General features: G+C 35.0%; 27 protein-coding genes. 16 read left to right on the forward strand and 11 right to left on the reverse strand.

Translation table 11 applies throughout. From position 1 onward, the window contains the following. Window positions 1–114 precede the first annotated feature (114 nt). The 5 genes from ACFHWD_RS17375 to ACFHWD_RS17395 form a co-directional block, all read right to left on the reverse strand. The gene (locus tag ACFHWD_RS17375; RefSeq protein WP_229982200.1) at window positions 115–1,104 is read right to left on the reverse strand and encodes a sensor histidine kinase KdpD; all 990 of its coding nucleotides are present in this window, start codon (window positions 1,102–1,104) and stop codon (window positions 115–117) included. Window positions 1,105–1,208: 104 nt separating this feature from the next. Next, a complete protein-coding gene (locus tag ACFHWD_RS17380) occupies window positions 1,209–1,916 on the reverse strand; it encodes a response regulator transcription factor (protein WP_106009949.1) in 708 nt (235 codons plus the stop codon). A gap of 75 nt (window positions 1,917–1,991) precedes the next feature. Next, on the reverse strand, window positions 1,992–2,945 hold the full coding sequence (locus ACFHWD_RS17385) for an ABC transporter permease subunit (RefSeq protein WP_229982199.1): 954 nt from the start codon (window positions 2,943–2,945) through the stop codon (window positions 1,992–1,994). Further along, entirely contained in the window at window positions 2,942–3,868 is a 927-nt protein-coding gene (locus tag ACFHWD_RS17390; RefSeq protein ID WP_229982198.1) for an ABC transporter ATP-binding protein, read from the reverse strand. Before ACFHWD_RS17390 ends, ACFHWD_RS17385 begins: the two co-directional genes overlap by 4 nt. A 205-nt stretch (window positions 3,869–4,073) precedes the next feature. After that, window positions 4,074–4,721, reverse strand: coding sequence for a 4Fe-4S binding protein (locus tag ACFHWD_RS17395; protein WP_229982197.1), 648 nt, complete (start codon window positions 4,719–4,721; stop codon window positions 4,074–4,076). A 27-nt stretch (window positions 4,722–4,748) separates the two neighbouring features. Here ACFHWD_RS17395 and ACFHWD_RS17400 point away from each other — a divergent pair, with 27 nt between their 5' ends. From ACFHWD_RS17400 to ACFHWD_RS17410, 3 genes are all read left to right on the forward strand, one after another. Then, window positions 4,749–5,294 (forward strand): TetR/AcrR family transcriptional regulator, encoded by a 546-nt coding sequence (locus tag ACFHWD_RS17400; protein ID WP_229982196.1) that lies wholly within the window; start codon window positions 4,749–4,751, stop codon window positions 5,292–5,294. A 418-nt stretch (window positions 5,295–5,712) separates the two neighbouring features. Further along, on the forward strand, window positions 5,713–6,789 hold the full coding sequence (gene rsgA / locus ACFHWD_RS17405; RefSeq protein WP_229981999.1) for a ribosome small subunit-dependent GTPase A: 1,077 nt from the start codon (window positions 5,713–5,715) through the stop codon (window positions 6,787–6,789). A 166-nt stretch (window positions 6,790–6,955) separates the two neighbouring features. Next, window positions 6,956–7,564, forward strand: a complete 609-nt coding sequence (locus tag ACFHWD_RS17410; protein ID WP_378062802.1) for a hypothetical protein — start codon at window positions 6,956–6,958, stop codon at window positions 7,562–7,564. A gap of 230 nt (window positions 7,565–7,794) precedes the next feature. Here the strand turns inward: ACFHWD_RS17410 and ACFHWD_RS17415 are convergent, their stop codons facing one another. Continuing rightward, window positions 7,795–7,995, reverse strand: a complete 201-nt coding sequence (locus tag ACFHWD_RS17415; RefSeq protein ID WP_378062803.1) for a DUF2089 family protein — start codon at window positions 7,993–7,995, stop codon at window positions 7,795–7,797. A 178-nt stretch (window positions 7,996–8,173) separates the two neighbouring features. Between ACFHWD_RS17415 and ACFHWD_RS17420 the strand changes: the two genes are divergently transcribed. Further along, a complete protein-coding gene (locus ACFHWD_RS17420; protein WP_150356239.1) occupies window positions 8,174–8,794 on the forward strand; it encodes a class I SAM-dependent methyltransferase in 621 nt (206 codons plus the stop codon). A gap of 20 nt (window positions 8,795–8,814) precedes the next feature. Beyond that, window positions 8,815–9,276, forward strand: a complete 462-nt coding sequence (locus tag ACFHWD_RS17425; protein ID WP_150356238.1) for a MarR family winged helix-turn-helix transcriptional regulator — start codon at window positions 8,815–8,817, stop codon at window positions 9,274–9,276. Between the two features lie 2 nt (window positions 9,277–9,278). On the opposite strand, the gene ACFHWD_RS17430 is transcribed toward ACFHWD_RS17425, so the two are convergent. Continuing rightward, window positions 9,279–9,845 (reverse strand): TetR/AcrR family transcriptional regulator, encoded by a 567-nt coding sequence (locus ACFHWD_RS17430; protein WP_378062804.1) that lies wholly within the window; start codon window positions 9,843–9,845, stop codon window positions 9,279–9,281. A gap of 136 nt (window positions 9,846–9,981) precedes the next feature. Here ACFHWD_RS17430 and ACFHWD_RS17435 point away from each other — a divergent pair, with 136 nt between their 5' ends. After that, window positions 9,982–10,524, forward strand: a complete 543-nt coding sequence (locus ACFHWD_RS17435; protein WP_150356236.1) for an HXXEE domain-containing protein — start codon at window positions 9,982–9,984, stop codon at window positions 10,522–10,524. A gap of 7 nt (window positions 10,525–10,531) precedes the next feature. On the opposite strand, the gene ACFHWD_RS17440 is transcribed toward ACFHWD_RS17435, so the two are convergent. The 3 genes from ACFHWD_RS17440 to ACFHWD_RS17450 form a co-directional block, all read right to left on the reverse strand. Beyond that, window positions 10,532–10,918, reverse strand: a complete 387-nt coding sequence (locus ACFHWD_RS17440) for a hypothetical protein (RefSeq protein WP_378062805.1) — start codon at window positions 10,916–10,918, stop codon at window positions 10,532–10,534. Between the two features lie 67 nt (window positions 10,919–10,985). Beyond that, window positions 10,986–11,456: a hypothetical protein gene (locus ACFHWD_RS17445; RefSeq protein WP_229981996.1), complete on the reverse strand. Its 471-nt coding sequence runs from the start codon at window positions 11,454–11,456 to the stop codon at window positions 10,986–10,988. After that, window positions 11,453–12,058: a TetR/AcrR family transcriptional regulator gene (locus ACFHWD_RS17450; protein WP_150356235.1), complete on the reverse strand. Its 606-nt coding sequence runs from the start codon at window positions 12,056–12,058 to the stop codon at window positions 11,453–11,455. The genes ACFHWD_RS17445 and ACFHWD_RS17450 overlap by 4 nt, the downstream gene beginning before the upstream one ends. Window positions 12,059–12,271: 213 nt before the next feature. Here ACFHWD_RS17450 and ACFHWD_RS17455 point away from each other — a divergent pair, with 213 nt between their 5' ends. Next, on the forward strand, window positions 12,272–13,156 hold the full coding sequence (locus ACFHWD_RS17455) for a DMT family transporter (RefSeq protein ID WP_150356234.1): 885 nt from the start codon (window positions 12,272–12,274) through the stop codon (window positions 13,154–13,156). Between the two features lie 18 nt (window positions 13,157–13,174). On the opposite strand, the gene ACFHWD_RS17460 is transcribed toward ACFHWD_RS17455, so the two are convergent. Next, window positions 13,175–13,753: a hypothetical protein gene (locus tag ACFHWD_RS17460; RefSeq protein ID WP_150356233.1), complete on the reverse strand. Its 579-nt coding sequence runs from the start codon at window positions 13,751–13,753 to the stop codon at window positions 13,175–13,177. 192 nt (window positions 13,754–13,945) lie between these two features. Between ACFHWD_RS17460 and ACFHWD_RS17465 the strand changes: the two genes are divergently transcribed. The 9 genes from ACFHWD_RS17465 (at window position 13,946) to eno (ending at window position 24,733) form a co-directional block, all read left to right on the forward strand. Continuing rightward, window positions 13,946–14,683 (forward strand): N-acetylmuramoyl-L-alanine amidase, encoded by a 738-nt coding sequence (locus ACFHWD_RS17465; RefSeq protein ID WP_150356232.1) that lies wholly within the window; start codon window positions 13,946–13,948, stop codon window positions 14,681–14,683. Between the two features lie 250 nt (window positions 14,684–14,933). Next, a complete protein-coding gene (locus ACFHWD_RS17470) occupies window positions 14,934–15,401 on the forward strand; it encodes a tRNA (cytidine(34)-2'-O)-methyltransferase (RefSeq protein ID WP_150356231.1) in 468 nt (155 codons plus the stop codon). A 663-nt stretch (window positions 15,402–16,064) separates the two neighbouring features. Beyond that, on the forward strand, window positions 16,065–17,432 hold the full coding sequence (gene rpoN, locus ACFHWD_RS17475) for an RNA polymerase factor sigma-54 (RefSeq protein WP_150356256.1): 1,368 nt from the start codon (window positions 16,065–16,067) through the stop codon (window positions 17,430–17,432). Between the two features lie 138 nt (window positions 17,433–17,570). Continuing rightward, entirely contained in the window at window positions 17,571–18,596 is a 1,026-nt protein-coding gene (locus ACFHWD_RS17480) for a sugar-binding transcriptional regulator (protein ID WP_150356230.1), read from the forward strand. Between the two features lie 77 nt (window positions 18,597–18,673). Next, complete coding sequence (gene gap / locus ACFHWD_RS17485) at window positions 18,674–19,681, forward strand: type I glyceraldehyde-3-phosphate dehydrogenase (RefSeq protein WP_150356229.1); 1,008 nt, start codon at window positions 18,674–18,676, stop codon at window positions 19,679–19,681. A gap of 107 nt (window positions 19,682–19,788) precedes the next feature. Continuing rightward, window positions 19,789–20,985: a phosphoglycerate kinase gene (locus ACFHWD_RS17490; protein WP_150356228.1), complete on the forward strand. Its 1,197-nt coding sequence runs from the start codon at window positions 19,789–19,791 to the stop codon at window positions 20,983–20,985. A gap of 78 nt (window positions 20,986–21,063) precedes the next feature. Beyond that, entirely contained in the window at window positions 21,064–21,810 is a 747-nt protein-coding gene (gene tpiA / locus ACFHWD_RS17495; RefSeq protein ID WP_179978398.1) for a triose-phosphate isomerase, read from the forward strand. Between the two features lie 41 nt (window positions 21,811–21,851). Next, window positions 21,852–23,384 carry a 2,3-bisphosphoglycerate-independent phosphoglycerate mutase gene (gpmI, locus tag ACFHWD_RS17500; protein WP_150356226.1) on the forward strand — a complete coding sequence of 511 codons (1,533 nt, stop codon included), beginning with the start codon at window positions 21,852–21,854 and terminating at the stop codon, window positions 23,382–23,384. 56 nt (window positions 23,385–23,440) lie between these two features. Next, entirely contained in the window at window positions 23,441–24,733 is a 1,293-nt protein-coding gene (eno, locus tag ACFHWD_RS17505) for a phosphopyruvate hydratase (protein ID WP_179978399.1), read from the forward strand. The last annotated feature ends 122 nt before the right edge of the window (window positions 24,734–24,855 follow it).

Here is a 24,855-nt window from a genome sequence, read left to right on the forward strand (position 1 = left end):
ATAAAGTTCTATGAGAAGCTGGCAAAGGTTGAAGTAACAAAATAATTAAAACTGGAAAACAAGTCTGGTTTTATTTAATGGGGCTGCTGTAAAAATTCCTATTTTACTGCAGCTTTATTTTTCTGTTTTATAATAAGGAGGAAGTTTAACAGTTATTTTTGTGCCGCAGTTTATCTTGCTTTTTACACTGATAGTTCCATGGTGGGCAGTAATAATCTGTTTTACAATGGTCATGCCGAGTCCTGTACTTCCTGTTGGAGAATCTGTAGAAGTACCTCTGTAGTAGCGGTCAAACATGTGATTTATATCATATTCATTCATTCCGCTGCCATTATCACAGATTTCTGCTTCAACATAAGATTCACGGCTTAATTTCACAGTGACTGATGTATCTTCCGGGTTGTGTACTACTGCATTTACTAACAGATTTGAAAATGCTCGTTTCAGTAATTCAGTATCGCCCGAAACGAATAACTCTTTTTCTTCACCTATCATTTCAAAATGATTTTCCTTTGCAATGGGCATATTCGCTGTTTCTGCCGTCACTCTGCGAACTAATTCCGATAATTCTATCTTTTGGAGATTCATCTTTAGACCTGTAAATTCATCCATACGGAACGCCGTACCCAGATCGTTGATAAGTTCCTCTATATGAGCAGATTTATCGCTGATAATCTGTAGAAACTCTTTCTTTTCTTCCAGACTCCATTTGTGTTTATCGGATAAAAGCATATCCGCATACCCTGAAATATAGGATAGCGGTGTTTTTAAATCATGTGTAATTCCAGCCGCCCAGGTTTGGCGCATTTCGTCAAATTCTTTTCGCTTTTTTTCGTTATGCTGTAAAATATCAGACAATGTTTTCAGATTATCATAGACTTCTCTGTAAAGTCTTTTTGAGAAAAAACTTAAACGTATTCTCTTTCCGGGTAAGTCCAGATATTCACCTCTTGACAATTTTTGTATATTCATCAAAATATCCACTAGAGGGCGTGCAACGTAATAACCATAAAACAGACAGTAAGACAATCCGATAAAAATTGTCACCCAGGCAAGAATTGCAATTTCTGTCTCGTTTTGTGACTGGTGTTGTAGTACCAGCATCCAGTAAATCCCCGGGATCCCCATTAATAACCAGAGTAAAATCTGATGTACTATGAAATTGATGGTAAAACGGACTGTCAAACGTCCATTGGTAAGATCTACTTTCATATTTGCCCACCCTCCGGAAATGAGAATTTATATCCAATTCCACGGATATTTATAATGTAAGAGGGATTCTTCAAGTCTGGTTCCACTTTTTTACGTAATCGGTTAATATGCACTTTTACAGTTTGTTCATCTCCCATACTTTCATACCCCCATACATTTTCATATAACTGTCCTGCGGTAAACACCTGATTTGGGTGTTCCACTAAAAACAGCAGCAATTCAAATTCTTTTGCCGGACAGCTTATTTCCCTGTTATCCACAAGAAGTTTTGCTTCTTTCTTATTTACAGTGACAGTGCCGAAATGATAGATCCCCTGCTTCATTGAATTTTGCCGGTACTGTTTCATCCTCCTGAACTGTACGTTGATTCTTGCAACAACTTCTAGAGGATTAAAAGGCTTAGTAATATAATCATCTCCGCCTATACCGAGGCCTGTTAATTTGTCTAAATCCCCGGTTCGAGCAGTGAGGAAAAGAATTGGCACAAATGTATGCTGGCGGATTTTCTGACACAGCTTGAAGCCATCAATATCCGGCAGCATAACATCCAGTACAATTAAATCATAGGTATTTTTCATGATTTTTGTCATAGTTTCTTTCCCTGTTGAAGCACTGTCGATGTTTGTGTAACCTTCTTTGTGTAAGATGGTTTTCAGCATTTTTATGATTCCAAGTTCATCATCAACAAGTAGTATTCTCTGCATAGTCACCTGTTATATCCCCTTTCTGCATTTCCTGCACTTTAATTTTCATTATATAACAGATTGAAAAAGCAGTCATTAGATAGATACATCCCGTTTTTTAAATATTGCAAAGCTGACACCAAATAAAACAATTATATATATCAGCAATACAGATACCGAAAAGCCTATTGTCATTTCTTCCCGGGGCTGTAAATGAAAGATATACAAACTCATGTCGCTGTTTGCAAAGGGAAGAAATTTCAGCCATGCCAGCTTTGATGTGGCTTCAATCATTGAATTTCCTAAAATCATAAGCAGAAGAGAGCTGCCCACCGCTACTGCACTGCTTTTCAAAATGGTTGAGACAGCAAAGGAAATGGTCACATAGCTCATAATTGGGAAAATATCCAGACAATACATTTTTACACACTGCCTGAAAATATTTAATGATTCTATCTGTCCTTGTGAATTGATAAAAAGCTCTGCCGCTCCCAAAGTGCGTATTCCGCTTCCAAAGCCATATAAGACATCAATGGTTATATATGCTGCCCCTATGGTGAGTATCAGTGAAAATACAGCATATATGACAACTGCTGTGTATTTTGAAAATAGAATTGCACCCCGGCTGTGTGGGCGAATCAATAACAGCTTCATTGTTCCATCCGTATATTCTCTTGCAACAATGTTGGCAGCAATAATAATTGTAAAAATAACAACCCATTCAAACAACCCCGATGAGTGCAGTAACGTATACCAGAGGTTATTTTCTTGTGGGGCTATATTGTTCTTCAAACGGTACTCGGCAATTGCCACTTTATTTTTCGCCTCTGCCTGCAACTGTGGTGATAGATCTGCAACCTGTAAACGTCCATTATTTTTTTCTATAATTTGCTCCTGTCCTGTTCTCCAATTCCCTGCAGTTTCCTTATTTATTGCGATTTTTGCAAAGACTGAAAAACTGACGGCGACAATAATCAGTAAAAGGAAAAGGATTTTTGTCAATCGGCCGCTGAATATTTTCATTAACTCATTTTTCACTAAATTGATCATTTCTGTTCCTCCGTAATTTCTAAAAATTTGTCTTCCAGAGTTTCTTCTTTCATCTGAATACTATAAATTTCAATTCCGCATTTCATTAAATGTTTGTTCACTGATGGAATTTCCTCTTTTGTCATCTGAATTATAATATGCCCGGCTGGACTGGAAGAAAGTACATTTTTCCGCATGGTGTGAAGTAAATTTTTTGTCTGTACAATTTGTGAGGTACTTACAATAAGTTCCACCTGCATTGAACCGCCGGATTTGACAAAATCATCTATACGCTGAATAGTTACTAACTTTCCGTGCTGCAAAACACCCACTCTGTCACACATCAACTGCATTTCTGAGAGCAAATGGCTTGATACCAGAACTGCAGCACCTTCCTCATGAGCTATTTTCTTTAGATAGTTACGCAGCTCGTGGATTCCCTCTGGATCAAGTCCGTTTGTTGGTTCATCCAGTATCACGAGAGATGGACGGTGTAATAGTGCCTGTGCAAGCCCAAGCCTCTGACGCATACCAAGTGAATAAGTTCGTACTTTGTCCTGCATTTTGTCTTTGAGTCCGACAATTTCAGCCATTTCATAAATACGTTTTTTGCTGATGCCGGGTGACATTCTGGCATAGTGCTTTAAATTTTGATAACCCGTAAGATATCTATATAAATCTGGATTTTCAACAATACCGCCAACATTCTGAATTGCTTTTTTGAAGTCGGTTGTAATGCTGTGTCCTTTAATAAAAATATCTCCTTCGGTTATTTTTATCAGTCCCGTAATCATACGGATAGTGGTAGTTTTGCCTGCTCCATTGGGCCCTAGAAATCCGAATATTTCTCCAGCTGGAATTGTAAACGACAGGTCATGAATAATTTCCTTTTTGCCGATTTTTTTTGATACGTGTTTTAATTCCACAACTGTTTTTTTGTTCATATATATAACTGTCCTTTCTGTGCCAAATTCAAAATACCTTATCTGTATTTTAATAAGATTATAAAAAGCGAAAGTAAATGGACGGTAAACAGACAGTAAATGGAGCTTAAACTCTCAAAAATCATTACAATTTGATATGATTAGGATAATTTGTATTGGATTTATAATGGTGGGTATATTGGGATTAAAGCTTGTATCTTCATAGTTATAGAGAACTTCTTCTGAAGTGCCGCCTGGCAATGGCAATGGCTTCTCTCCATGAATGTTGAACTGATATGGCTTTTACAGGACAATTTTGTATGCACAAACTGCAGTGTATACAGTCCATTGCGTTGATGACTGTAGATTTGCCATCTTTCATTTTAAAAACTTTCATGGGGCATGTTTCTGTGCACTTACCACAGCCAATGCATTCAGATGTACTGACTCCCACATATTTTCCATTTTTCACTGTTCCGGTGTCTTTGTAATATTGAGGGAACAATTTAGCTGCAAAGATACTTGCACGTCTCTGATCACTTTCATTTGGCCTTCCTTTGTTTCCGCCGCCGCAGAGAATATACGGTCCTGTACAGTCATAACCGGGACAGGAAAATTCACCGATTATTTCAATAGTATGCATTTTCAGTACATTTTTCAGACTGTTATGGTATTTTCCGAGAAACGGTGAACCGTGGGTAGAAAATAAAAACACTTTTTGCCAGGACTCTATTTGTCTGGCAAGTTCTATTAATTTGGGATGATGGGATGTGAAATAAATACCCGAGCCCAATCCTATAAATTTATATTCTTGAAGATTCAACTTTTCAGCCTGTTTCATCGTTACTGTATTACAATTCAGTGTTTTTCCCACGGCCCATGCAATCTTTGCAGTATTGCCATGATAGATGCAGGAATAGAATTAATTAATGAAAAGGGAGCTGATGGGTTTTCGCTTCGCAAGGTTGCCGAAAGGTGCGGAGTCAGCCATTCAGCACCTTATAAGCATTTTAAAAATAAGGATGATTTGATTGCAGCTATGCAGGCACATGTTACCAATTCTCTGGCTGAATACTTACAGAATGCCAGATCACGATGCAGAAACAAAAATAAGGTATTGATTGAGTTGGGGAAAAGTTATATATGTTACTTTGTTGAAAATCCAGCATATCATCATTTTCTTTTTTCACAACCCAGCTTTCACATGCGAATTACTGATACAAAAATATTATGTGATGACTTTCCGCCCTTTTCAATTCTACAGGCTGCCGCAAGGGAGAAATTGACGGATAATCATGTGTTATCTGCCGATCATGGTATTGATGTACTTGTTATGTGGTCTGTAGTGGAAGGATTGACATCAATACTGGTGTCCAATAATGTGTTTTTTGAAGGAGATTATCTGTCTGCTGTAGAACGAATATTGAAAGAGAAAATTAATTTATAAAATAAATTGATATTTCCATTTGAAGGATAATTAGGAGGGGTGGATAACTACCTGGAACCCAGAAGAACGATAAAAAGACAATTCCAAATCACTGTCAAATCTTGTCAAGGCACTGAACGCTTAGTGGCCAAGTATTGAGAGCCTGAATTTAGCGCAAAGGCCCACATTACGGAGGGTAACGGGTTTAAGAATTTTGTGCATTTTTATGGTATAATTCTACTATTTGTATTTTTTGAGTTTTCATGATAGAATACTGGTGAATTCAAAAATTCAATTAAAATTATAAGATTAAAGGAGATATAGCCTTATGTTTATATATGAAATGACAGAGATTGTAGCAAGCCGGGAGGTTTGCGTAAAATAATTTCTACAATAACCTCCCATAAGTTACAAATATAACTTTCAGGAGGAAAAGAAATTGAATAGAATAAATATGAAAGAATTAGGGTTCACAGATAAATTTGCAGCTGAAGCTGCCTTATATGATGGACTTTATATAGGACGTATTTTTTCCCAATACAAGGATATTTATAAGGTCATGTGTGAAAACGGTGAATTAAGGGCAAAGGTTTCCGGCAAATTTCGCTTTGAAACCAAACTAAAATCTGATTTTCCTGCAGTTGGTGATTTTATCATGCTTGATAGGAATGAAAATGTAACCGGTAATGCCGTTATTCATCATGTACTTCCAAGGAAAAGTGCTTTCATTAGAAAGGCAGCTGGAAAATCAAACATTGAGCAGGTTGTTGCCAGCAATATTGACAGGATCTTCATATGTATGTCTCTTAATAAAGATTTTAATCTGCGCAGGTTGGAACGTTATCTATCTATTGGTTGGGACAGCGGAGCAATTCCAGTTGTCATTCTAACTAAATCGGATTTATGCGATGATGTGGAACAACGGATATGTGAAGTTGAAACTGTTGCTGTTGGCGCTGACGTTTTAGTTACTTCGGCTACGCAAGAACACAGCTATTATAAGGTATTGCAATATATAAAAGAAAGTCAGACCGCTGCATTTATCGGTTCTTCAGGTGTGGGAAAATCCACTCTTATTAATTATCTGATAGGAGAAGAGAGGCTTGGAACCAACGGCCTGAGAAATGATGATAAAGGAAAACACACAACCACAAGGCGTGAACTTATTCTGCTAAAAAACGGAGGTATGGTTATTGACACTCCCGGTATGAGAGAACTTGGATTGGAAAACACTGATCTATCTGTGGCTTTTTCAGATATTGATAAGCTTGCGTCTATGTGTAGGTTTCATGATTGTACACATACTAGAGAACCAGGTTGTGCAGTTCAACAAGCTATTTGTGATGGCATTCTAGATGCCGGAAGATTTTCGAACTATCAAAAACTTAAAAAAGAGGCAAAGTATGAAGGTCTTACATCTAGACAAATTGAAACCATGAAAATGAACGAAATGTTTAAAAATGTAGGTGGCATGAAGAACGCCCGAAGATTTTTGAAAAAAAATACAAAATATTAGCTAATACGAAATATCAATATTAAAATGAGGGCGGCATAGCCGCCCTTTTGTTATGTTTTAACAAGTTGAGGGTACTGAAGTTGAGGCAAAGCGTGATTTTCCCTATGGGGAGTACAGTATTTCCATAGAAGGTGATAAGGATACTTTTTCAGATAGCCGGATCCAGATGAACAATCCTCTTAACCAGGGGCTTAAAGATAAAATATTGGCTGTGAATGGTGTCAAAGATGTCAAAGAATGGACCGGCATCCGGCTCAAATACGTTATGCCGAATTGCTCTGACAGTACTGGAAGCATTGCAGGTTTTTCAAAAAGTGAGGTCAACTTGATGAAGAATTATGTGACAGCGGGCACGCTTGATTATGAATCTCTTGTAGACAAAGCTGGAGTTGTTCTTTGTCATCCGGAAGTTTTTAAGGAATCCTATGGCTGGAGTCCCAAAATAGGAGACAAAATCAAAATTATTATTTTAAACAGTCAGGGGAAGAAAGTACAAAAAACCTTGACTGTAAAGACCTTTATTTCAGATAATTACCGCTGGGGTGGTTATAATTTTTGGGTGCCCGTTGATTCAATGGACTTCATTACGGGTATGAACTGTAATGATAGCTTGGAAATTGTGACCGAAAAGCAGGAAGCAGAGAAGGTGGGAGAGAGTCTTCAAAAAATTGTTGATACAAACCCCAACCTGAAACTCAACAGTCTCAAGGAACAGATAAGGTATTACAGTACGGTAAATCGTCCTGTTTTATTTTTTCATTTTTCCTTTTTTTAAATCGTTTCCTGCCATCTGACCAATCCCATAAGAGTAAGATAAACAGTATGCTAAGAGGTATTATGGATTGAAGGCTTAGTTTTAGTGTGCGAAAGAAAAAACACCATAGGAACAATATAAATACGAATAGTGGAATAATTCCACCAAGTTGCCAACGGCTTGATTCACTTAGAAAATACTGGAATATTAAAAGCAGTGCTGAAATAACAAAACCTAAAAAGATTGTCATTTTATTTTTCAATAATTAATTTTGCAATTTCCAGCTCAATTTTGGAATCTACTGCTAATTTTTTAATAAAAGTAATAAAAGGTCTATCCTGTTTATTACTATTTAGTTTGATTTTTTGTATTAGCTTATCTAATCGAAGACGAACAGTAGGATATGAGACATCGTATATTTTTGCAATTTCTTTTAGAGAACCAGAGTTCAATCGGAATAAGCATTATATTTTAATGAATTGCGTTGGAGAGTATTTATGATTTTCACTCGTTTTCAATTCTGCAAGCTGCTGCAAAAGAAAAGTTGACAGCTGATTCGAAAAGTAGTACCATATTAATATAGTACGAATAACGTATTATATTAATATGGTACTACTAGGAGGAATTCATATGCCGGACAATAAAAATGTTTTTAAAGAAAATTCCAGGAAGAATTTTGATAAACAAGCAGAGCACTATGATCAGAGTTCTGATGGAAGATTTGTAAGCAAAATGTATGATAAAGTTGTGGAGATGTTAAATGGATTTCAAGGTGGAATTTTGCTGGAGGCAGGCTGTGGAACAGGAAATATACTGTCACGATTATATAAATATAAGAAATTCCAGCTATGCGGACTTGATATTTCAGATAAGATGATTCAGGTGGCCAGAAGAGACCTTCCCCAGGATGTTTTATTGAAAGTGGGGGATGCGGAATTTATACCCTGGCCGGAGGATTATTTTGATATAGTATTGTGTAATGCTTCATTTCATCATTATCCCAACCCTGAGAAAGTGCTTCTGGAGATGAAGAGGGTGCTGAAACCAGCTGGGAAACTGGTCATAGGAGATCCCACTGCTCCTCCTTTAATAAGGCAGGTATTGAATTTTATGCTGCATATATGTAATAATGGAGATTATAGAATATATTCTCCAAAAGAGATGAAAAAACTTTTGAAGACATGTGGGTTCAAACCTTTTAAATTTAGAAAGATAAATTATAAAAGTTTTGTCATAAGTGCATCTGCTTGAAATAATTGCGGGGTGATTGTTTGAATAAAAAATATGAGGAGCAGGTTGAAGAACTGAGCAGAATATGGCATTCCATGATAATGGAGCCTAATTATAAAAGTGTGGAATCTCAATTTTCAAGAATACATGGATTGAGCACTGTTGAAATAGGAGTTCTGAGAATTATCTCTGAAAAAGAGGACGTCATTATAAAGGATATAGTTGATATTTTAAAAATACCTAAAAGTACTCTCACAAGTGTGATAAACAGACTTGAAAAACGAAAGCTGATCAAAAGAACCATAAGCAGCAGGGATAAGCGTTCCTATAAATTAGTGCTTACCCAGGAGGGGATATTGGCACAAGAAGAGCATATTGAATTTGAAAAAAAATTTTATGCCAGAATAATGGAATGTCTGGATACTTGTGAGGAGAGGGAGGAGCTGTTGAAACTTATGAAAAAAATAACGTATAACCTTAGAAGAAAAGGAATATTTCAATAAAATCAAACAATTGTAGTTAAATTTGCATTTTTAAGAGCCTCTCTGAGAATGGACTCCATTTCTTCAGGGCTTTTTTTAGCACCTTCCTTTATCCATTTTAAAAGTACATTCCAAAGTCCTCCCGAACTGAAATACAAGGCATATTCCAGGTGTTCCCTGTTTTTGAACAGGTGAAGGTGTCCTTTAAAATGATTGTATATGATAGGCAGGTATTCATTGAATTTCTGGAGCATAAGGTACAGTAGATCACTTTTATCCAGTGCCAGTAAAAAATCCAGATGATCCTTCCAGAATTTGAAATATATATGGATAATATTTTTGTAGGACAGATTTTGTTCACCGCTGAAGTATGAAATATATTCCCTGCATATATATTCCATTTTCAGTGACAGCACTTCATCCTTTGAATTGAAATTACGGTAGAATGTCCTTCTGGAAAGGAGTGCCTTGTCCGATATCTCCTTGATAGTTATTCTATTGTAGGGTTTATTCTTCATGATTTCCAAAAGTGCATCCGTGAGCCATTTTTTGGATTTTTCCGCCATGGGGTTTTTCTTTTTAAAGGCCATAATTCACTCTCCCGATATGTCACAGATCAGCTGCAAATGTAGCACTTGAGCCGTTTTTATTGACATGACAATTTTAAATTATTATACTCTAGATTAGAACAAGACACAAGTGTGACACATAGAGAGGAGAAGATTTATGTATGATATAAAAGCAATTGTCTGGATGCTGCCTGTATTGTTTATGATTCATGATTTTGAAGAAATTGTAATGGCTGAAGTCTGGAGCAGAAGATTTAAAAAAGAATTGAAGGAAAATACTTCTATAATGAAAAAGAAACCCTTCGGTTTGAATGGTACAAACTATTGGAGTACTTCGGCAATGTCAATTGCAGTGGAAATCGAATTTGTAATTCTTTCACTTGTTTCCCTGTTGTCCTGCATATTCAGCAGTTATTTCATCTGGTATGGATTTCTATTTGCCTTTACACTGCACTTTATTTTGGCACATTTTTATCTGTGTATTGAATTCAAGCACTATGTTCCCGGAGTCATCACCTCCATCCTGTTTTTGCCTGTATGCATTTATATCATGTATATCTCCCAGCTGTTTTTAAAATATAATTTTGCAAAAATATTTTTTTCATGTACTCTTGGAATTATATTGATGATTGCTGTACTTGTCATACTGCATGATGCCATAGGGAAATTCAGCAGATTGCTGATAGGATATTCTTTATAGTATGAGCTTATTCTTGTATGATCAAATCCATCACATCACGCCGCATGCTTTGAGGAACTTCTTTTGAAGGTTTACCTAAACGAAAGAGCATCTGAATAGTTTTTCCATTTGAGGTATAATTCTGATGAATGCTATTATAGAGCTTTTCCATTTCAGGATATTCCTCTAGAGTTTGACTTAAGGGCTGCATGGCCAATCCCATCTGATGGGCTGTCAATATTAATTTACTGTAAAGCATCCCGCTTTTAACTTGGCTGGAACGGCTGTTGTCTCTTGTGATAATCATGGCATAAGCAGGGGTATTTTCTGCTGATGTACGGGTAGACTGAATAAACCTGTCGGATGAAGCCCTTCCGCTGTTCATTGATGGGAAAACTGTAACCAGTCCCTGCATGAGATGCATCATGATTCCTGACGTACCCTGTCCTTCAATAGAAAAACCATAACGATAGTTATTTTTTTCATATTCGTTGGAACGAAAGATATTTTCTGATTCCATCATAAACCGATTCGTTATAAGCACCTTCCGGGAATAAGTCTATTGTGGTTTGGTATCCCAATTTACCTCCAGCTATCTTCAAATATTCAAGGAAAGCTCCCTGTGTGACCATCATTTGACGTGCATTGGGATCTACCTCAGGTGTTAAGCGTTTGCTGTCGGCATATAAATAAAATATCATGGGGTCATTCTTATCAAGTTTTATTTTCCATGGCTGCATGTTATGACCATTTGAAGACAACAGACCGTGGGACATAAGGCGTATCCTTGGATCGTCAAATTTTTGTGAATAAGTTTTTTGCCATGGTTCTAAATATTTTGGCTGTTCAAAAATACCGCTTATAAGAAGTAAAGATGTAAAAGCAATAATAAATAGTGCTCCAATGCATAAAAATATTATGATCATTTTCTTAGGTACCTTTCTCCTATTCATTTATGGTTCTCCTCATTTACAAATTGTATTGACCTGATAATAAGTTGAAAAGCTGATGATATCAATTCTTCTGGTGTGATTCCGTGATAATTCTCAATATAGTTTTTCTTTCTGTTGGCTGTATTATACACTCCAAGCATACAAGCCCATAAAACAAGGGCTGTTTTTTCAATATCTATATCACTGCGTATGGAATTTTCGGCAATGCCCTTTTTTAGGGCTTTAGTAAGGTATCCCAATATTTCCTCTCCAAGAGCATAGCATTCTTCTTTTGATTTATCTGGAACTCCTTTTTGAAAATCCATTTCTCCGTTTTCATATTCCATAATTGCTTTAAAATATTCTGTATAATTTTTACTAAACTGATACATTGTCAGAGACATCTGCTTAATTTCCTCAATTGCATTAAAATTTTTTTCTTGTAAATCATTTTTCAACATATTAATTAATAACCTGTATCCCCTTATCATGACTTCAAAATAAATTTGCTCTTTACTATTGAAATATACATATACTGTTCTTTTGCTGAACTCAGCTTCTTTTGCCACATCATCCATAGTGGTATTGTCATATCCCCTTGTAAAAAAACTTTTTCTGCGCATTTTTTTAATGGCACGAAATACTATTAAGTGTATAATGTTTTGTATACTACAGAATAATAAGGGGGCAAATTACATGTATTATTTTAGCTTGTTTGAAAATGACCAACCAGTTTCTCATCTTTAAACTGAGATGAGGATTAATAGTTAAATCAACATACCTCGTCTTGGATGCTGTTTTATATGAAATAAAAAAGACGGAGGTTATTGTGAGTAATGAGAAAAAGATTAATTGGTTCCATATGCCTGTTTCTGGCTGCTTCTATATGGGGAGGAATGTACGTAGTCAGCAAATACATACTGCAGTTTGTTTCACCTGTCACATTGGTATGGATTAGGTATGTCATTGCATTTGCAGTATTGTTTATAGTACTTACATTCTTTCAACATAAAAGAGGTTTCAAGGTAACTATAAAAAAGAAGGATTGGTTCCTTATAGCGTGGATAGGGTTTATAGGGTATTTTATTTCTATATGCCTTCAATTTATAGGGACAAAGTTATCCAATGCCCATATGGGCTCGCTTATTACAGCATCGACACCTGTATTTGTGATTTTGTTTGCCAGATTTATTCTGGGTGAACTGTTTACCAGAAAAAAAGTCATCTCACTTATGCTGGCTACGGCAGGTGTTGTTATAGTTATAGGATTAGATGCTGAGGCTTTAAAAGATACTTTAGGCAATATAGCTCTTGTTGGGGCTGCAGTTACCTGGGCACTGCTGTCTGTTTACGTAAAGGTTGCGTCCAAGCATTTGAATTCCTTGAGTATAACTACTTATGCCATACTCTTTGCACTGATGTTTACCACGCCGTTTATGATGCTGCAGCATAACAATTTTTTGCTGATTTTAGGAAACTGGAAGACTATATGGGGATTGATATATCTTGGAGTTGTGTCTACAGCTGGTGCATTTTTTTTGTGGAATAAAGGAATTGAACTTGTAGATGCAGGAATTGGTTCTTTATTTCTGTTTTTTCAACCTGTTACGGGTTCGATTTTGGGATGGATTTACCTTGGAGAAAAGCTTTCACCAAGCTTTTTTATAGGTGGAATGTTTATAATCATTGCAGTGATTGTAGCTGTTAAAGAAGATTACTAGACATGATAAAGGGTACTATTACACAGCCTTTTCCTGTAATAGTACCCTTGTTACTATATTATAGATTTGCGACCAGTTAAAAACTCTTTTTATATTTTCTTTCAACGGGAATCGGTTATAATTTGTATCTACAAGCAGCACCTTGAAACCATTTTTTGATAGTTCAACAGCATTTTCAAAACTATCTTCTATAAATAGATCGCAATTTAAGTTTTTGGCTGTATCCACTTTATGATAAGTTCCCAGAACATAAATTCCATCATATGGTACTTTATTTCTGTTTAAATATTCACGTGTCAGGATTTCAAGACTTTTTTCCCTGGCGGTTACAAAATAGATATTGTTTGATTTTATAAGTTCCTGAATTATATCAACGGCGTCCTTGTTTATATCTTCTCTGTTATGAAGGGTGAATTTATTCTTATTGTAAAATTTAGTGTAATCTTCTCTGGATACTTTCAGGACTTTGTGGACTTCATACTGAGTAATCTCCTCCGAGGTTATATTTTTGTTGAAATATTTGTTGGCACTATCCAGCCAAAAATATGGATCAGTAATTGTTCCGTCAATATCAATGCATATATTCAATGCTTTCATAATTAATCACCTCTTTTGCAAATTTATAATTTTATATTAGTATATTATTATTAAGTGAGTATTAAAGCTGAGTTAAGTATGTATGTATTTATTTTCTATAGAGTAGAGATGAATACTTTATGGAATATAAAGTAAATAAATGGTATAATAAGTATATTGTGTAAATAAAACTGAAGCAAGGTGGGTGGTACTATGGGAATTAAGGGCAGAAAAAATTATGTGCTTTTTTATGTTTTTTTTATTTTGATAATGCTCGTTTTCGGAAAATATATAAAAATATTGAATGTAAATAACTCAATTAATATAACTACTACTCCCGTTTTTAATTCAATGCATAGACAGGATTCGGATAATAGATATACTCCCCTTAAAAAGTATTACATAATAATTGATCCTGGACATGGGGGAATGGATAAGGGTACGAGTTATGGAAATATGTATGAAAAAGATTTGACTTTAAAAATAGCAAGATATGCTGCGTCATATTTAAAAAGTAAGGGAAATGTGGTGTTTCTTACACGTAATGAGGACAAGCTATTAGGTCTTGACGAAATAGGTGATAAAGTAAATTCCTCCTATGCAGATGTATTTGTTTCGATACATGTGAATTCTTTAAGTGATAATAATTTCAGTGGTATAACTACGTTGTATTATGATATAAATGGATATCAGAAGAATGAAAGAGTAAAGTTAGCTGAATCGATAGAAAGAGAAGCTGTGAAAAACGATAGCTGGAAAAACAGAGGTATAAAAAGACAAAACCTGGCTGTGCTGAGATACAGTAAAATACCGGGAGTTCTTGTGGAATGTGGCTTCATAACCAATGCTGAAGATAGGGCAAGATTGTCAGATGAAGGTGTGTTAAAGAGGCTTGGAGAAAATATTTCAAAGGGAATAATTGATTATTTAAATGAAAATCATAAGAACTGATATTTCATTTTGGAGATTACGGAAAGATTGCTGTAGTATATAGTTGTACATGGAAAATTGAAAATATGAAAGTTATAAATTATATAGTGCATTTGGGAGTGCATTCTCTTTACTGTAACATTAATATGGAGTAATATATTTAATGGGACTTTTGAACTAGCAAGCCTGATTTAAAAACAGAAGATCATTATGAAATTTCATATCTATATATCTTATATTGTTAAGTAGAAAATTGGAGGAGGAAATAAAATTGAGTTTGAATATAGTTTTATTTGAACCTGAAATACCACAGAATACCGGCAATATTGCACGAACATGTGTACTTACGGGTTCCAGACTTCATCTTATAAAACCTCTTGGGTTTAGTTTAGATGAAAAGCATTTGAGAAGAGCGGGACTGGATTATTGGAAGTACCTGGATTTGAATTTATATGACTCTTATGAAGAACTTAGGGAAAAATATAAAAAAAATTCGTTTTATTTTTCTACTACCCATGGTAAAAATTTTTATCATCATGCTAAATTTAAAGATGAAGATTTTATAGTATTTGGAAGGGAGAGCTGTGGGCTGCCTGATGAAATAAGGAATAGCGATCCTGAAAGATGCATTAGAGTTCCTATGATAAAAACTAGTACCCGCTCTTTAAATTTGTCCAATACTGTGGCCATAGTTGCCTACGAGGCATTAAAGCAATTGAGCTTTCCAAATATGAAGTAAGGTGGAACTTGTATTAAAGGTGGAAAATATAAAAATAATTACAGACAGCAGAGTGGATCTACCTGAAAATACAATAAAAAGTACGATTCATCTAAAATGAGTGTGTACATATCAATCTGCATGTATTGGAAAAGAAATAACTGAAAGGCTTTTTATGATATAAAAAAAGATTAAATGTATAGTGTATCCATAAAATATTAAATTGCTGTGCCATTTATAAACGCCTCGCAAAATGGTTTAGGGCTCCTATAAAATAAGAGCTCTTTCTTTTTTGTCATCAAAAATTCGGCAAAAATAATGTTCCATATTGTTATTTTTGGTTCTTTATATAGATCAAAGAAAAATTANAGAGCTCTTTCTTTTTTGTCATCAAAAATTCGGCAAAAATAATGTTCCATATTGTTATTTTTGGTTCTTTATATAGATCAAAGAAAAATTAATAGGCCTTTATTTTCAGAAATACTCTCATTCGATATAAAAGGTTTTTTGTATTATAGTATTTTAGTACTAAATTCTGTTTTTATATTTATCGATAAAAAACTTTTAATAAAATTTTTATTAATTTTATTACTTCATGATATAATAAAAGTAAAGAAATAAATTTTAACTATAATTCAGGCAATTAAACATGATAATTGTGAATGGAGGTGTATAAATGTGAATATGGATTTTAGCCTTAATTTAACTCAAGAACAGAAGTTGATTATGACTCAAGAAATGCAGCTATCTGTGAAGCTGCTTCAAATGTCAAGTTTTGAACTTCAAGAATATGTAGAAAAAGAAATTCAAGAAAATCCGGTACTTGATGTTAAAGAATCCAATGCCAATAATAACGAAATGGAAAAAGATAAATTGGATTATAGGGAAATTATAAAAAATCTTGATTTTGACAATTACAGCCATCACAGTTATGAAAAAAGTGATGATGAGGAGATATCCCCATTTAATTTTATTTCTGAAAAAAAGTCTTTGAAGGAATATCTAAAAGGTCAGGTGAGGGATCTTGATGAAAATAATTATGTAAAGGCAATATGTCTGTATATTATAGAAAATATAGATGATAGAGGATACTTAGTGCTGGAAAATGGAGAAATAGAAGAGGAACTTAAGATTTCAAAAGATCTGGCAGCATACTGTGTAAACGTAATACAAGCCCTTGAGCCTTGTGGAATAGGGGCAAGAAATTTAGCGGAGTGTTTAAAAATACAGATAAGACAGAAGGGAATAGAGGATGAAAGGATATCTATAATAGTGGATAGATATCTTGAGATGATAGCGGAAAATAAATACAATGTTATAGCAAGAGAATTGAATATAGATGTAAAACAAGCTCAAGAATATGGGGATTTAATAAAGACTCTCGATCCGAAACCCTCCAGGGGATTCTATACCGGGGAGGATGTAAAATATATAGTACCGGATGCATATATAAGAAAAATTGATAATGAATATTATATAATTATGAATGATGATTTAACCCCAAAATTGACTATAAACTCAATGTATAAGGACATAATCAATAATGAAAACGATAAAGATGCAGTGAGTTATGTAAAAGAAAAATTAAATAGTGCACTGTTTTTGATGAAAAGTATACAGCATAGAAAAAGTACTATATATAGAGTACTTGAAAAAATATTGGAAAAACAAAGGGATTATTTTGACTATGGTGAGAGATATCTGAAACCCATGACTTTGAAAGAAATAGCAGACAGTATGAATATGCATGAGTCCACTATAAGCAGGGCTATAAGGGATAAATATATATATACCAGCAAGGGAACAATAAAAATAAAAGCTCTATTTACTACTGGAATAATAAGCGGATTTAATGGAGAAAATGTATCGGCGCTTATTATTAAAAATAAAATTAAGAAAATGATAGATGAAGAAGATAGGAAAAAACCATTGTCGGATCAAAAAATATGTGATCTGATAAATGAGCATGGTATGAATATTTCCAGGAGAACTGTTGCAAAATATAGAGAAGATATGGGTATAAAATCATCGAAGGGGAGAAAAAGATTTTAATTCTCCCTGTGTTATATGTTATTAAAAATAATGGTAATTTTTTTTAAAATACTATTTAAAAAAATCCATATATGTTTTATAATATTAGTGGGACAATTTATGAAACAGTGGGACAATTTAAAGCCCGGAGGTGTAATGTTGGAAGACATACTTAAATTTCAACAAAAAATAGTACCTGAATTAATAGGATTATTAAAAAAAAGATATGATATTTTAAGAACTATATACTATAACCAGCCTGTTGGAAGAAGAGTACTGGCAAATAATTTGGGCATTGGAGAGAGAATAGTTAGAGCAGAAATAAATTTTTTGAGGGCTCAAGGTTTTATTGAAATAAATGCTCCAGGTATGACGGTGACAGTAGAAGGTGAAGAAATTATCAACAAGCTTAAAGATTTCATACGTGAGTTGAGAGGATTGTCTGAGATTGAGAAGTTTATAAAAGATAATCTTGAACTGAAAGATATTATAATTGTACCAGGAGATTGTGACAAAGATAAAACCGTGGTGAATGAAATAGGAAGAACTGCTGCAAATTATTTTAAAAGCATAGTAAAGGACAATGATATAATTGCGCTTACAGGCGGATCTACGGTGAAAGCTGTCATTGATAATATTACTGAAGCTTCCAACTTAAAAAACGTATTGGTAGTACCAGCTAGAGGTGGTATGGGAAGAAATGTGGAAACCCAGGCAAATACCCTGTCTGCTAAATTGGCAAATAAAATTGCTGGAACGTATAAATTGCTTCATGTACCTGATAATTTGAGTGATGAAGCTGTGAAAACTATTATTAAGGAGAAAGATGTAAAAGACATAATAAAAAATATATATAATGCGGATATACTCATATATGGCATAGGAAGGGCCTATAAAATGGCAAAAAGAAGAGGGATGTCCGAGGATAAGATCGGTGAAATACAGTTAAAAGGTGCAGTAGGGGAAGCTTTTGGATATTATTTTGATAAACAGGGGAAAATAATATACTCTACTCCCAGTATAGGAATAAAGAATGAAAGAATAGGAAAAATTAAGACACTGATAGCTGTGGCAGGAGGGAGCAGTAAAGCAGAGGCCATGTTGGCCGTTGAAAGAAATAACCGTAACAGCATTTTGATTACTGACGAGGGGGCTGCCAGGCAAATTGTGAAATTTATCAAGTAATTTTAAGGATTAAAATAAATTTGCTATTAATTTAATTGTTAAATATAAATATTTAATTATTATAGGAGGAATTATGAATGGTTAAAGTTGGAATTAATGGTTTTGGGAGAATAGGAAGAAATGTATTTAAGGCACTGGTTAAGCATTATTCAAACGACCTGGAAATTGTAGGTATCAATGATTTAACTAGTGCAAAAACACTGGCACATCTTTTGAAATATGATTCTTTATATGGAAGATTTGATGGGACTGTAGAAGCAAAGGACAATTCAATAGTTGTAAATGGTAATGAAATAAAGATATTTGCAGAAAGGGATCCTAAAAATATAGATTGGGATTCATTGGGTACTGAAATAGTTATTGAGTCAACAGGTTTGTTTACTGATGCTACAAAAGCCAAAGTACATCTTGGCGGAACAGTTAAAAAAGTTTTAATATCTGCACCGGCTAAAAATGAAGATATAACGATAGTTATGGGAGTTAACGAAGAAAAATATGATGCTGCTGCGCACAATATAATTTCGAATGCTTCCTGTACTACAAACTGCTTGGCACCTTTTGCAAAAGTTTTGGATAGAGAGTTTAAAATAGTAAAAGGACTGATGACTACAGTTCATTCTTATACAGGAGATCAGAGACTGCTGGATGCTCCACATAAAGATTTAAGAAGGGCAAGAGCTGCCTGTGAATCCATGATTCCTACAACTACAGGTGCTGCAAAAGCAGTTGCTTTGGTACTTCCCCAATTGAAGGGAAAATTAAATGGATTTGCGCTTAGAGTGCCTACTCCTACAGTGTCATGTACAGATTTGGTAGCAGAAGTATCCAGAGATGTCACAGTAGAAGAGGTGAACGATGCATTTAAGAAAGCTGCTGGAACTGATATGAAAGGAATACTCGGTTATAGTGATGAACCATTGGTATCTGTAGATTACAGGGGAGACGAGAGATCCTCCATAGTGGATGGATTGTCAACTATGGTTATAGAGGGAAATATGGTGAAGGTTATTGCCTGGTATGACAATGAGTTTGGATATTCAAATAGATTGGCAGATTTGACTAAATATGTAGCTGATAGATTATAATTATTATAAGGCCTGGTTTTGTAGTTTTGACTATGAGGCCGGGCTTATTTACTATGTACTTAGTGGTAAATATAAGGTAAAATTTTAGTAAAGGAGTTGATTGCAGAATGGTTTTTAATAAAAAAACGATAGAGGACATAGATGTAAGTGGAAAGAGAGTGTTAGTAAGATGTGATTTTAATGTTCCACTAAAAGATGGCACAATAACGGATGAAAATAGATTGATTGGAGCTCTTCCAACTATAAAGTATCTGATAAGAAATGGTGCAAAAGTTATACTTTGTTCCCATCTCGGGAAGCCAAAGGGGGAACCAAAGCCTGAATTGTCGCTGGAACCAGTTGCAAAAAGGCTTTCAGAAATGCTCAAAAAACAAGTTATATTTGCAGCGGATGACAATGTAGTGGGAGAAAACGCAAAATATGCCGTCCAGGATATGAAAAGTGGAGATGTAGTATTGTTACAAAATACACGATACAGAATAGAGGAAACCAAAAATGAAGATAATTTTTCTAAAGAGCTGGCATCTCTTGCCGAAATCTTTGTGAATGATGCTTTTGGAACGGCTCATAGAGCTCATTGCTCCACAGTTGGGGTTACTAAATTTTTGAATACAGCCGTATGCGGTTATCTTATTCAAAAGGAACTTAAATTCTTGGGAGATGCAGTTGAAAATCCAACCAGACCCTTCGTTGCAATACTGGGCGGGGCTAAAATTTCAGATAAGATAAATGTAATAAATAATTTACTTGAAAAAGTGGATACCCTTATAATAGGCGGGGGTATGAGTTATACTTTTGCCAAAGCTCAGGGATATACTATAGGAAATTCCATGGTGGAAGAGGATAAAATAGAATATGCTGGAGAAATGATAGATAAAGCAAGGGTTAAAAAAGTAAAGTTACTTTTACCTGTAGACAATGTAGCGGCAGATAAGTTCGATGCAAATGCGAAACCCATTGTTACAGAAACGGAAAATATAGAGGAAGGGTATATGGGGCTGGATATTGGACCTAAAACATGTAAATTGTATGAAAATGCAATAGCAGATGCTAAAACTATAGTTTGGAATGGGCCTATGGGGGTGTTTGAATTTAAGAATTTTGCCAATGGTACCTTTGCCGTAGCTAAAGCCATGGCAGAATCAAATGCTACTACAATTATAGGTGGTGGAGACAGTGCAGCAGCTGTTAATCAATTTGGGTTTGGCAGCAGGATGACACATATATCTACTGGCGGCGGTGCTTCTCTGGAATTTTTGGAAGGGAAGGAATTGCCTGGAATAGCAGCACTTAATGATAAATAACAATGAGCGGGGATTAGAATTAAAGCTTAGTATATTTAATATTTGAACTTTGATTAAAAAGAGGAGGGTTTGATATAAATGAGAAAACCAATAATAGCTGGAAATTGGAAAATGAATAAAACCTTAGATGAGGCGTTGAAGTTGGTAGAGGAATTGAAACCTCTTGTAAAGAATGCAAAATGTGATGTAGTGATATGTCCTCCGTATGTTTGTTTAAGTGAAGTAATAAAGGCAGTAAAAGGAACTAATATAAAGGTTGGGGCACAGAATATGCACTACGAGGAAAGCGGTGCCTATACCGGTGAAGTATCTCCACATATGCTTAGATCCATTGGGGTAGATTATGTTATAATTGGGCATAGTGAGAGAAGACAATATTTTGCTGAAACGGATAAGAGTATTAACAAAAAAATTAAAAAGGCCTTTGAGTATGATATGATTCCAATAGTCTGCTGTGGAGAGACATTGGATGAGAGAGAATTGAATATTACCCATGAAGTTTTGGGGAAGCAAGTAAAATTAGATCTGGCAGGTATTGAAAATGAAAAAATTGAAAAGCTGGTAGTTGCTTATGAACCCATATGGGCTATAGGAACAGGCAGAACGGCAACGGATGAACAGGCAAATGAAACCATAGGCTATATAAGAAGTGTAATAGCTTCAATGTATGGAAAAGAAACTGCGGAAAAAATAAGAATTCAATATGGTGGTTCTGTGAAACCATATACGATAAAAGCACAGATGGCACAGCCTGAGATAGATGGGGCCTTAGTTGGAGGAGCAAGCTTAAAATCAGCTGATTTTTCAGCGATAGTAAATTATTGAAAAAATTTATTTGAGCTCTTTTAAAAGTTTTGGAGGTAAAAATGAAAAAAAATCCAGTAATACTTATAATATTAGATGGTTTTGGAATTTCTGAAAAAAAAGAAGGAAATGCAGTCAGAGCAGCGTATAAACCTAATTTTGATAAATATATTAAACAATATCCTCATACTGAGTTGTCAGCAAGTGGATTGAGTGTGGGATTGCCGGAGGGTCAGATGGGCAATTCAGAAGTAGGACATTTGAATATAGGTGCGGGGAGAATAGTATATCAGGATTTATCCAGAATTACAAAATCTATAGAAGATGGAAGTTTTTTTGATAATAAATCTTTAAATAAAGCCATGGATAATGTTATTGAAAACAATTCAGATCTTCATCTGCTGGGACTTGTATCAACTGGAGGAGTACATTCTCATATGGATCATCTAAAGGGACTTCTGCAGCTTGCCAAGAGAAGGGGTATTAATAGAGTATATATTCATGCTTTTACAGATGGAAGAGATGTTCCGCCATCTTCAGCTGCCAGCTATATAAGAGATATAAGTCAATATATGGATGACATTGGAGTGGGTAAAATAGCGACAGTATCAGGTAGATATTATGCTATGGATAGAGATAAGAGATGGGAAAGGGTAAAATTGGCATACAATGCACTGGTGTATGGCAAAGGGAATAAAGCTAATAGTGCATTGGAAGCTATAGAGAATTCTTATGAAAATGGCAAGACGGATGAATTTATAGTTCCAGCTGTGATCGAGACGAAGGGAGTTCCTGTAACCACTATAAAGAATGGAGATTCTGTGATATTTTTCAACTTCAGACCGGATAGGGCAAGACAGCTTACAAGAGCCATAAATGATAATACTTTCGATGGCTTCAAAAGAGATAGACTCAATCTGGAATTTGTAACCATGACTGATTATGATGCTACTATAGAAAATGTAGATGCAGCTTTCCAGAATGAATATTACAAAAACACTCTGGGAGAATATGTGAGTAATATGGGAAAAAATCAATTGAGAATAGCGGAAACCGAAAAGTATGCACATGTTACTTTCTTTTTCAATGGAGGAGTTGAAGTGCCAAATAGGAATGAAGACAGGGTGCTTATACCTTCACCTAAAGTTGCCACTTATGATTTAAAGCCTGAAATGAGTGCTAGAGAAGTTACAGCTCAATTATTAGATAGATTAGATATGGATAAATACGATATGATAATATTGAATTTTGCAAATCCAGATATGGTAGGGCATACAGGAGTTTTTGAGGCGGCTAAAGCGGCCATAGAAGCGGTAGATGAATGTCTGGGCAAAATTGTGAATAAAGTATTAGAGAAAGATGGAACTGTATTTATAACTGCAGATCATGGAAATTCTGAACAGATGATAGATTATTCTACACAAAAGCCTATGACAGCTCATACCACTAATAAGGTACCGTTTGTATATATATCAAAAAATACAAATCCCTTAAGGAAAGATGGCATATTAGCTGATATTGCACCTACGATGCTAGAAATTATGGGACTTGAAAAACCTGAAGAAATGACAGGTAAAAGTCTTATTTTGAAATAATATGTTTATTTGAAAGGAGTTGAGAAGGCCATTATTTTTCATAATGGCTGGTGTTTATGAAAAATTATATAGAAATAGTGGATGTAACGGCAAGACAAATACTTGATTCAAGATCAAATCCTACTGTAGAAGTAGAAGTTGTACTGGAGGATGGCACTATGGGAAAAGCAGCAGTACCGTCTGGGGCATCTACAGGAGAGTTTGAAGCTGTAGAACTCAGGGATGGAGAGACTGAGAAGTACAAAGGGAAAGGTGTACTAAAAGCTGTAGATAATGTGAACAATTACATAGCAGAAGAACTTATAGGGATGAATTCATTTGATCAGGTGTTGATAGATAAAACAATGATAGAATTGGACGGAACTGATAATAAAGGGAAATTAGGGGCCAATGCCATGCTTGGCGTATCTCTTGCATGTGCGAGAGCTGCAGCTGAATATTTGGGATTAAGTCTTTATCAATATATAGGAGGGGTAAATGCAAAAGTTCTTCCTGTACCGATGATGAATATATTAAATGGAGGGAAACATGCAGATAACAATGTAGACCTTCAGGAGTTCATGATAATGCCTGCAGGGGCACCAAGTTTTAGTGAGGCTCTTAGAATGGGTTCAGAAGTTTATCATACGTTAAAATCCATATTAAAATCCAAAGGGTATGACACCGGGGTAGGTGATGAGGGTGGATTTGCTCCAAATTTAAAATCCAATGAAGAGGCAATACAAGTTATAGTTGAGGCCATAGAAAAAGCTGGATACAAGCCGGGAAAAGATATATATATAGCATTGGACCCTGCTTCATCTGAATTCTATGAAGATGGAAAATATAATCTAAAAAGCGAGGGAAAAGTTTTAACTCCTGAAGAAATGGTGAATTTCTATGTTGAAATTACGGAAAAATATCCTGTGATTTCACTGGAGGATGGAATGGCTGAAGAAGATTGGGAAGGATGGGCAATGCTTACTGAAAAATTGGGAAATAAAATACAATTAGTGGGTGATGACCTTTTTGTAACAAATACTAAGAGGTTGAAAAAGGGCATATCTAAAAAGGTTGCAAATTCTATACTTATAAAATTAAATCAAATAGGAACCCTTACAGAAACATTAAATGCCATAGAAATGGCAGAAAGAGCCGGTTATACTGCAGTGGTATCCCATAGATCCGGTGAAACAGAGGATACAACTATTGCGGATCTGGTGGTAGCAGTAAATGCAGGTCAGATAAAAACCGGGGCTCCAGCCAGAAGCGAGAGGGTGGCAAAATACAATCAACTTTTAAGAATAGAAGAGGAATTAGGAGAAGCAGCTGAGTATAGAGGATTGGATGCACTTTATAGTATCGGGTAATTTTTAGGGACGGTGGAGTTTGATTATAAGTGCCTGGACTTCACCGTTTAAGTTTTATAAGAGATTTTATAAATTGAAATTAGTATTTATATATGTTAATATTAATTATATGTAGATTCAGG

The organism is Clostridium sp. MT-14, from assembly GCF_042436595.1.
GTDB lineage: Bacteria > Bacillota > Clostridia > Clostridiales > Clostridiaceae > Clostridium_B > Clostridium_B aromativorans.

Coding starts and splice junctions, on each gene's coding strand:
- ACFHWD_RS17375 (WP_229982200.1), bottom strand. CDS start 1,104: ATGCTGGTACTACAACACCAGTCACAAAACGAGACAGAAATTGCAATT.
- ACFHWD_RS17380 (WP_106009949.1), bottom strand. CDS start 1,916: ATGCAGAGAATACTACTTGTTGATGATGAACTTGGAATCATAAAAATG.
- ACFHWD_RS17385 (WP_229982199.1), bottom strand. CDS start 2,945: ATGATCAATTTAGTGAAAAATGAGTTAATGAAAATATTCAGCGGCCGA.
- ACFHWD_RS17390 (WP_229982198.1), bottom strand. CDS start 3,868: ATGAACAAAAAAACAGTTGTGGAATTAAAACACGTATCAAAAAAAATC.
- ACFHWD_RS17400 (WP_229982196.1), top strand. CDS start 4,749: ATGATAGATGCAGGAATAGAATTAATTAATGAAAAGGGAGCTGATGGG.
- ACFHWD_RS17410 (WP_378062802.1), top strand. CDS start 6,956: ATGAACAATCCTCTTAACCAGGGGCTTAAAGATAAAATATTGGCTGTG.
- ACFHWD_RS17420 (WP_150356239.1), top strand. CDS start 8,174: ATGCCGGACAATAAAAATGTTTTTAAAGAAAATTCCAGGAAGAATTTT.
- ACFHWD_RS17430 (WP_378062804.1), bottom strand. CDS start 9,845: ATGGCCTTTAAAAAGAAAAACCCCATGGCGGAAAAATCCAAAAAATGG.
- ACFHWD_RS17435 (WP_150356236.1), top strand. CDS start 9,982: ATGTATGATATAAAAGCAATTGTCTGGATGCTGCCTGTATTGTTTATG.
- ACFHWD_RS17440 (WP_378062805.1), bottom strand. CDS start 10,918: ATGCAGGGACTGGTTACAGTTTTCCCATCAATGAACAGCGGAAGGGCT.
- ACFHWD_RS17445 (WP_229981996.1), bottom strand. CDS start 11,456: ATGAATAGGAGAAAGGTACCTAAGAAAATGATCATAATATTTTTATGC.
- ACFHWD_RS17450 (WP_150356235.1), bottom strand. CDS start 12,058: ATGCGCAGAAAAAGTTTTTTTACAAGGGGATATGACAATACCACTATG.
- ACFHWD_RS17455 (WP_150356234.1), top strand. CDS start 12,272: ATGAGAAAAAGATTAATTGGTTCCATATGCCTGTTTCTGGCTGCTTCT.
- ACFHWD_RS17460 (WP_150356233.1), bottom strand. CDS start 13,753: ATGAAAGCATTGAATATATGCATTGATATTGACGGAACAATTACTGAT.
- ACFHWD_RS17465 (WP_150356232.1), top strand. CDS start 13,946: ATGGGAATTAAGGGCAGAAAAAATTATGTGCTTTTTTATGTTTTTTTT.
- rpoN (WP_150356256.1), top strand. CDS start 16,065: ATGGATTTTAGCCTTAATTTAACTCAAGAACAGAAGTTGATTATGACT.
- gap (WP_150356229.1), top strand. CDS start 18,674: ATGGTTAAAGTTGGAATTAATGGTTTTGGGAGAATAGGAAGAAATGTA.
- ACFHWD_RS17490 (WP_150356228.1), top strand. CDS start 19,789: ATGGTTTTTAATAAAAAAACGATAGAGGACATAGATGTAAGTGGAAAG.
- tpiA (WP_179978398.1), top strand. CDS start 21,064: ATGAGAAAACCAATAATAGCTGGAAATTGGAAAATGAATAAAACCTTA.
- gpmI (WP_150356226.1), top strand. CDS start 21,852: ATGAAAAAAAATCCAGTAATACTTATAATATTAGATGGTTTTGGAATT.
- eno (WP_179978399.1), top strand. CDS start 23,441: ATGAAAAATTATATAGAAATAGTGGATGTAACGGCAAGACAAATACTT.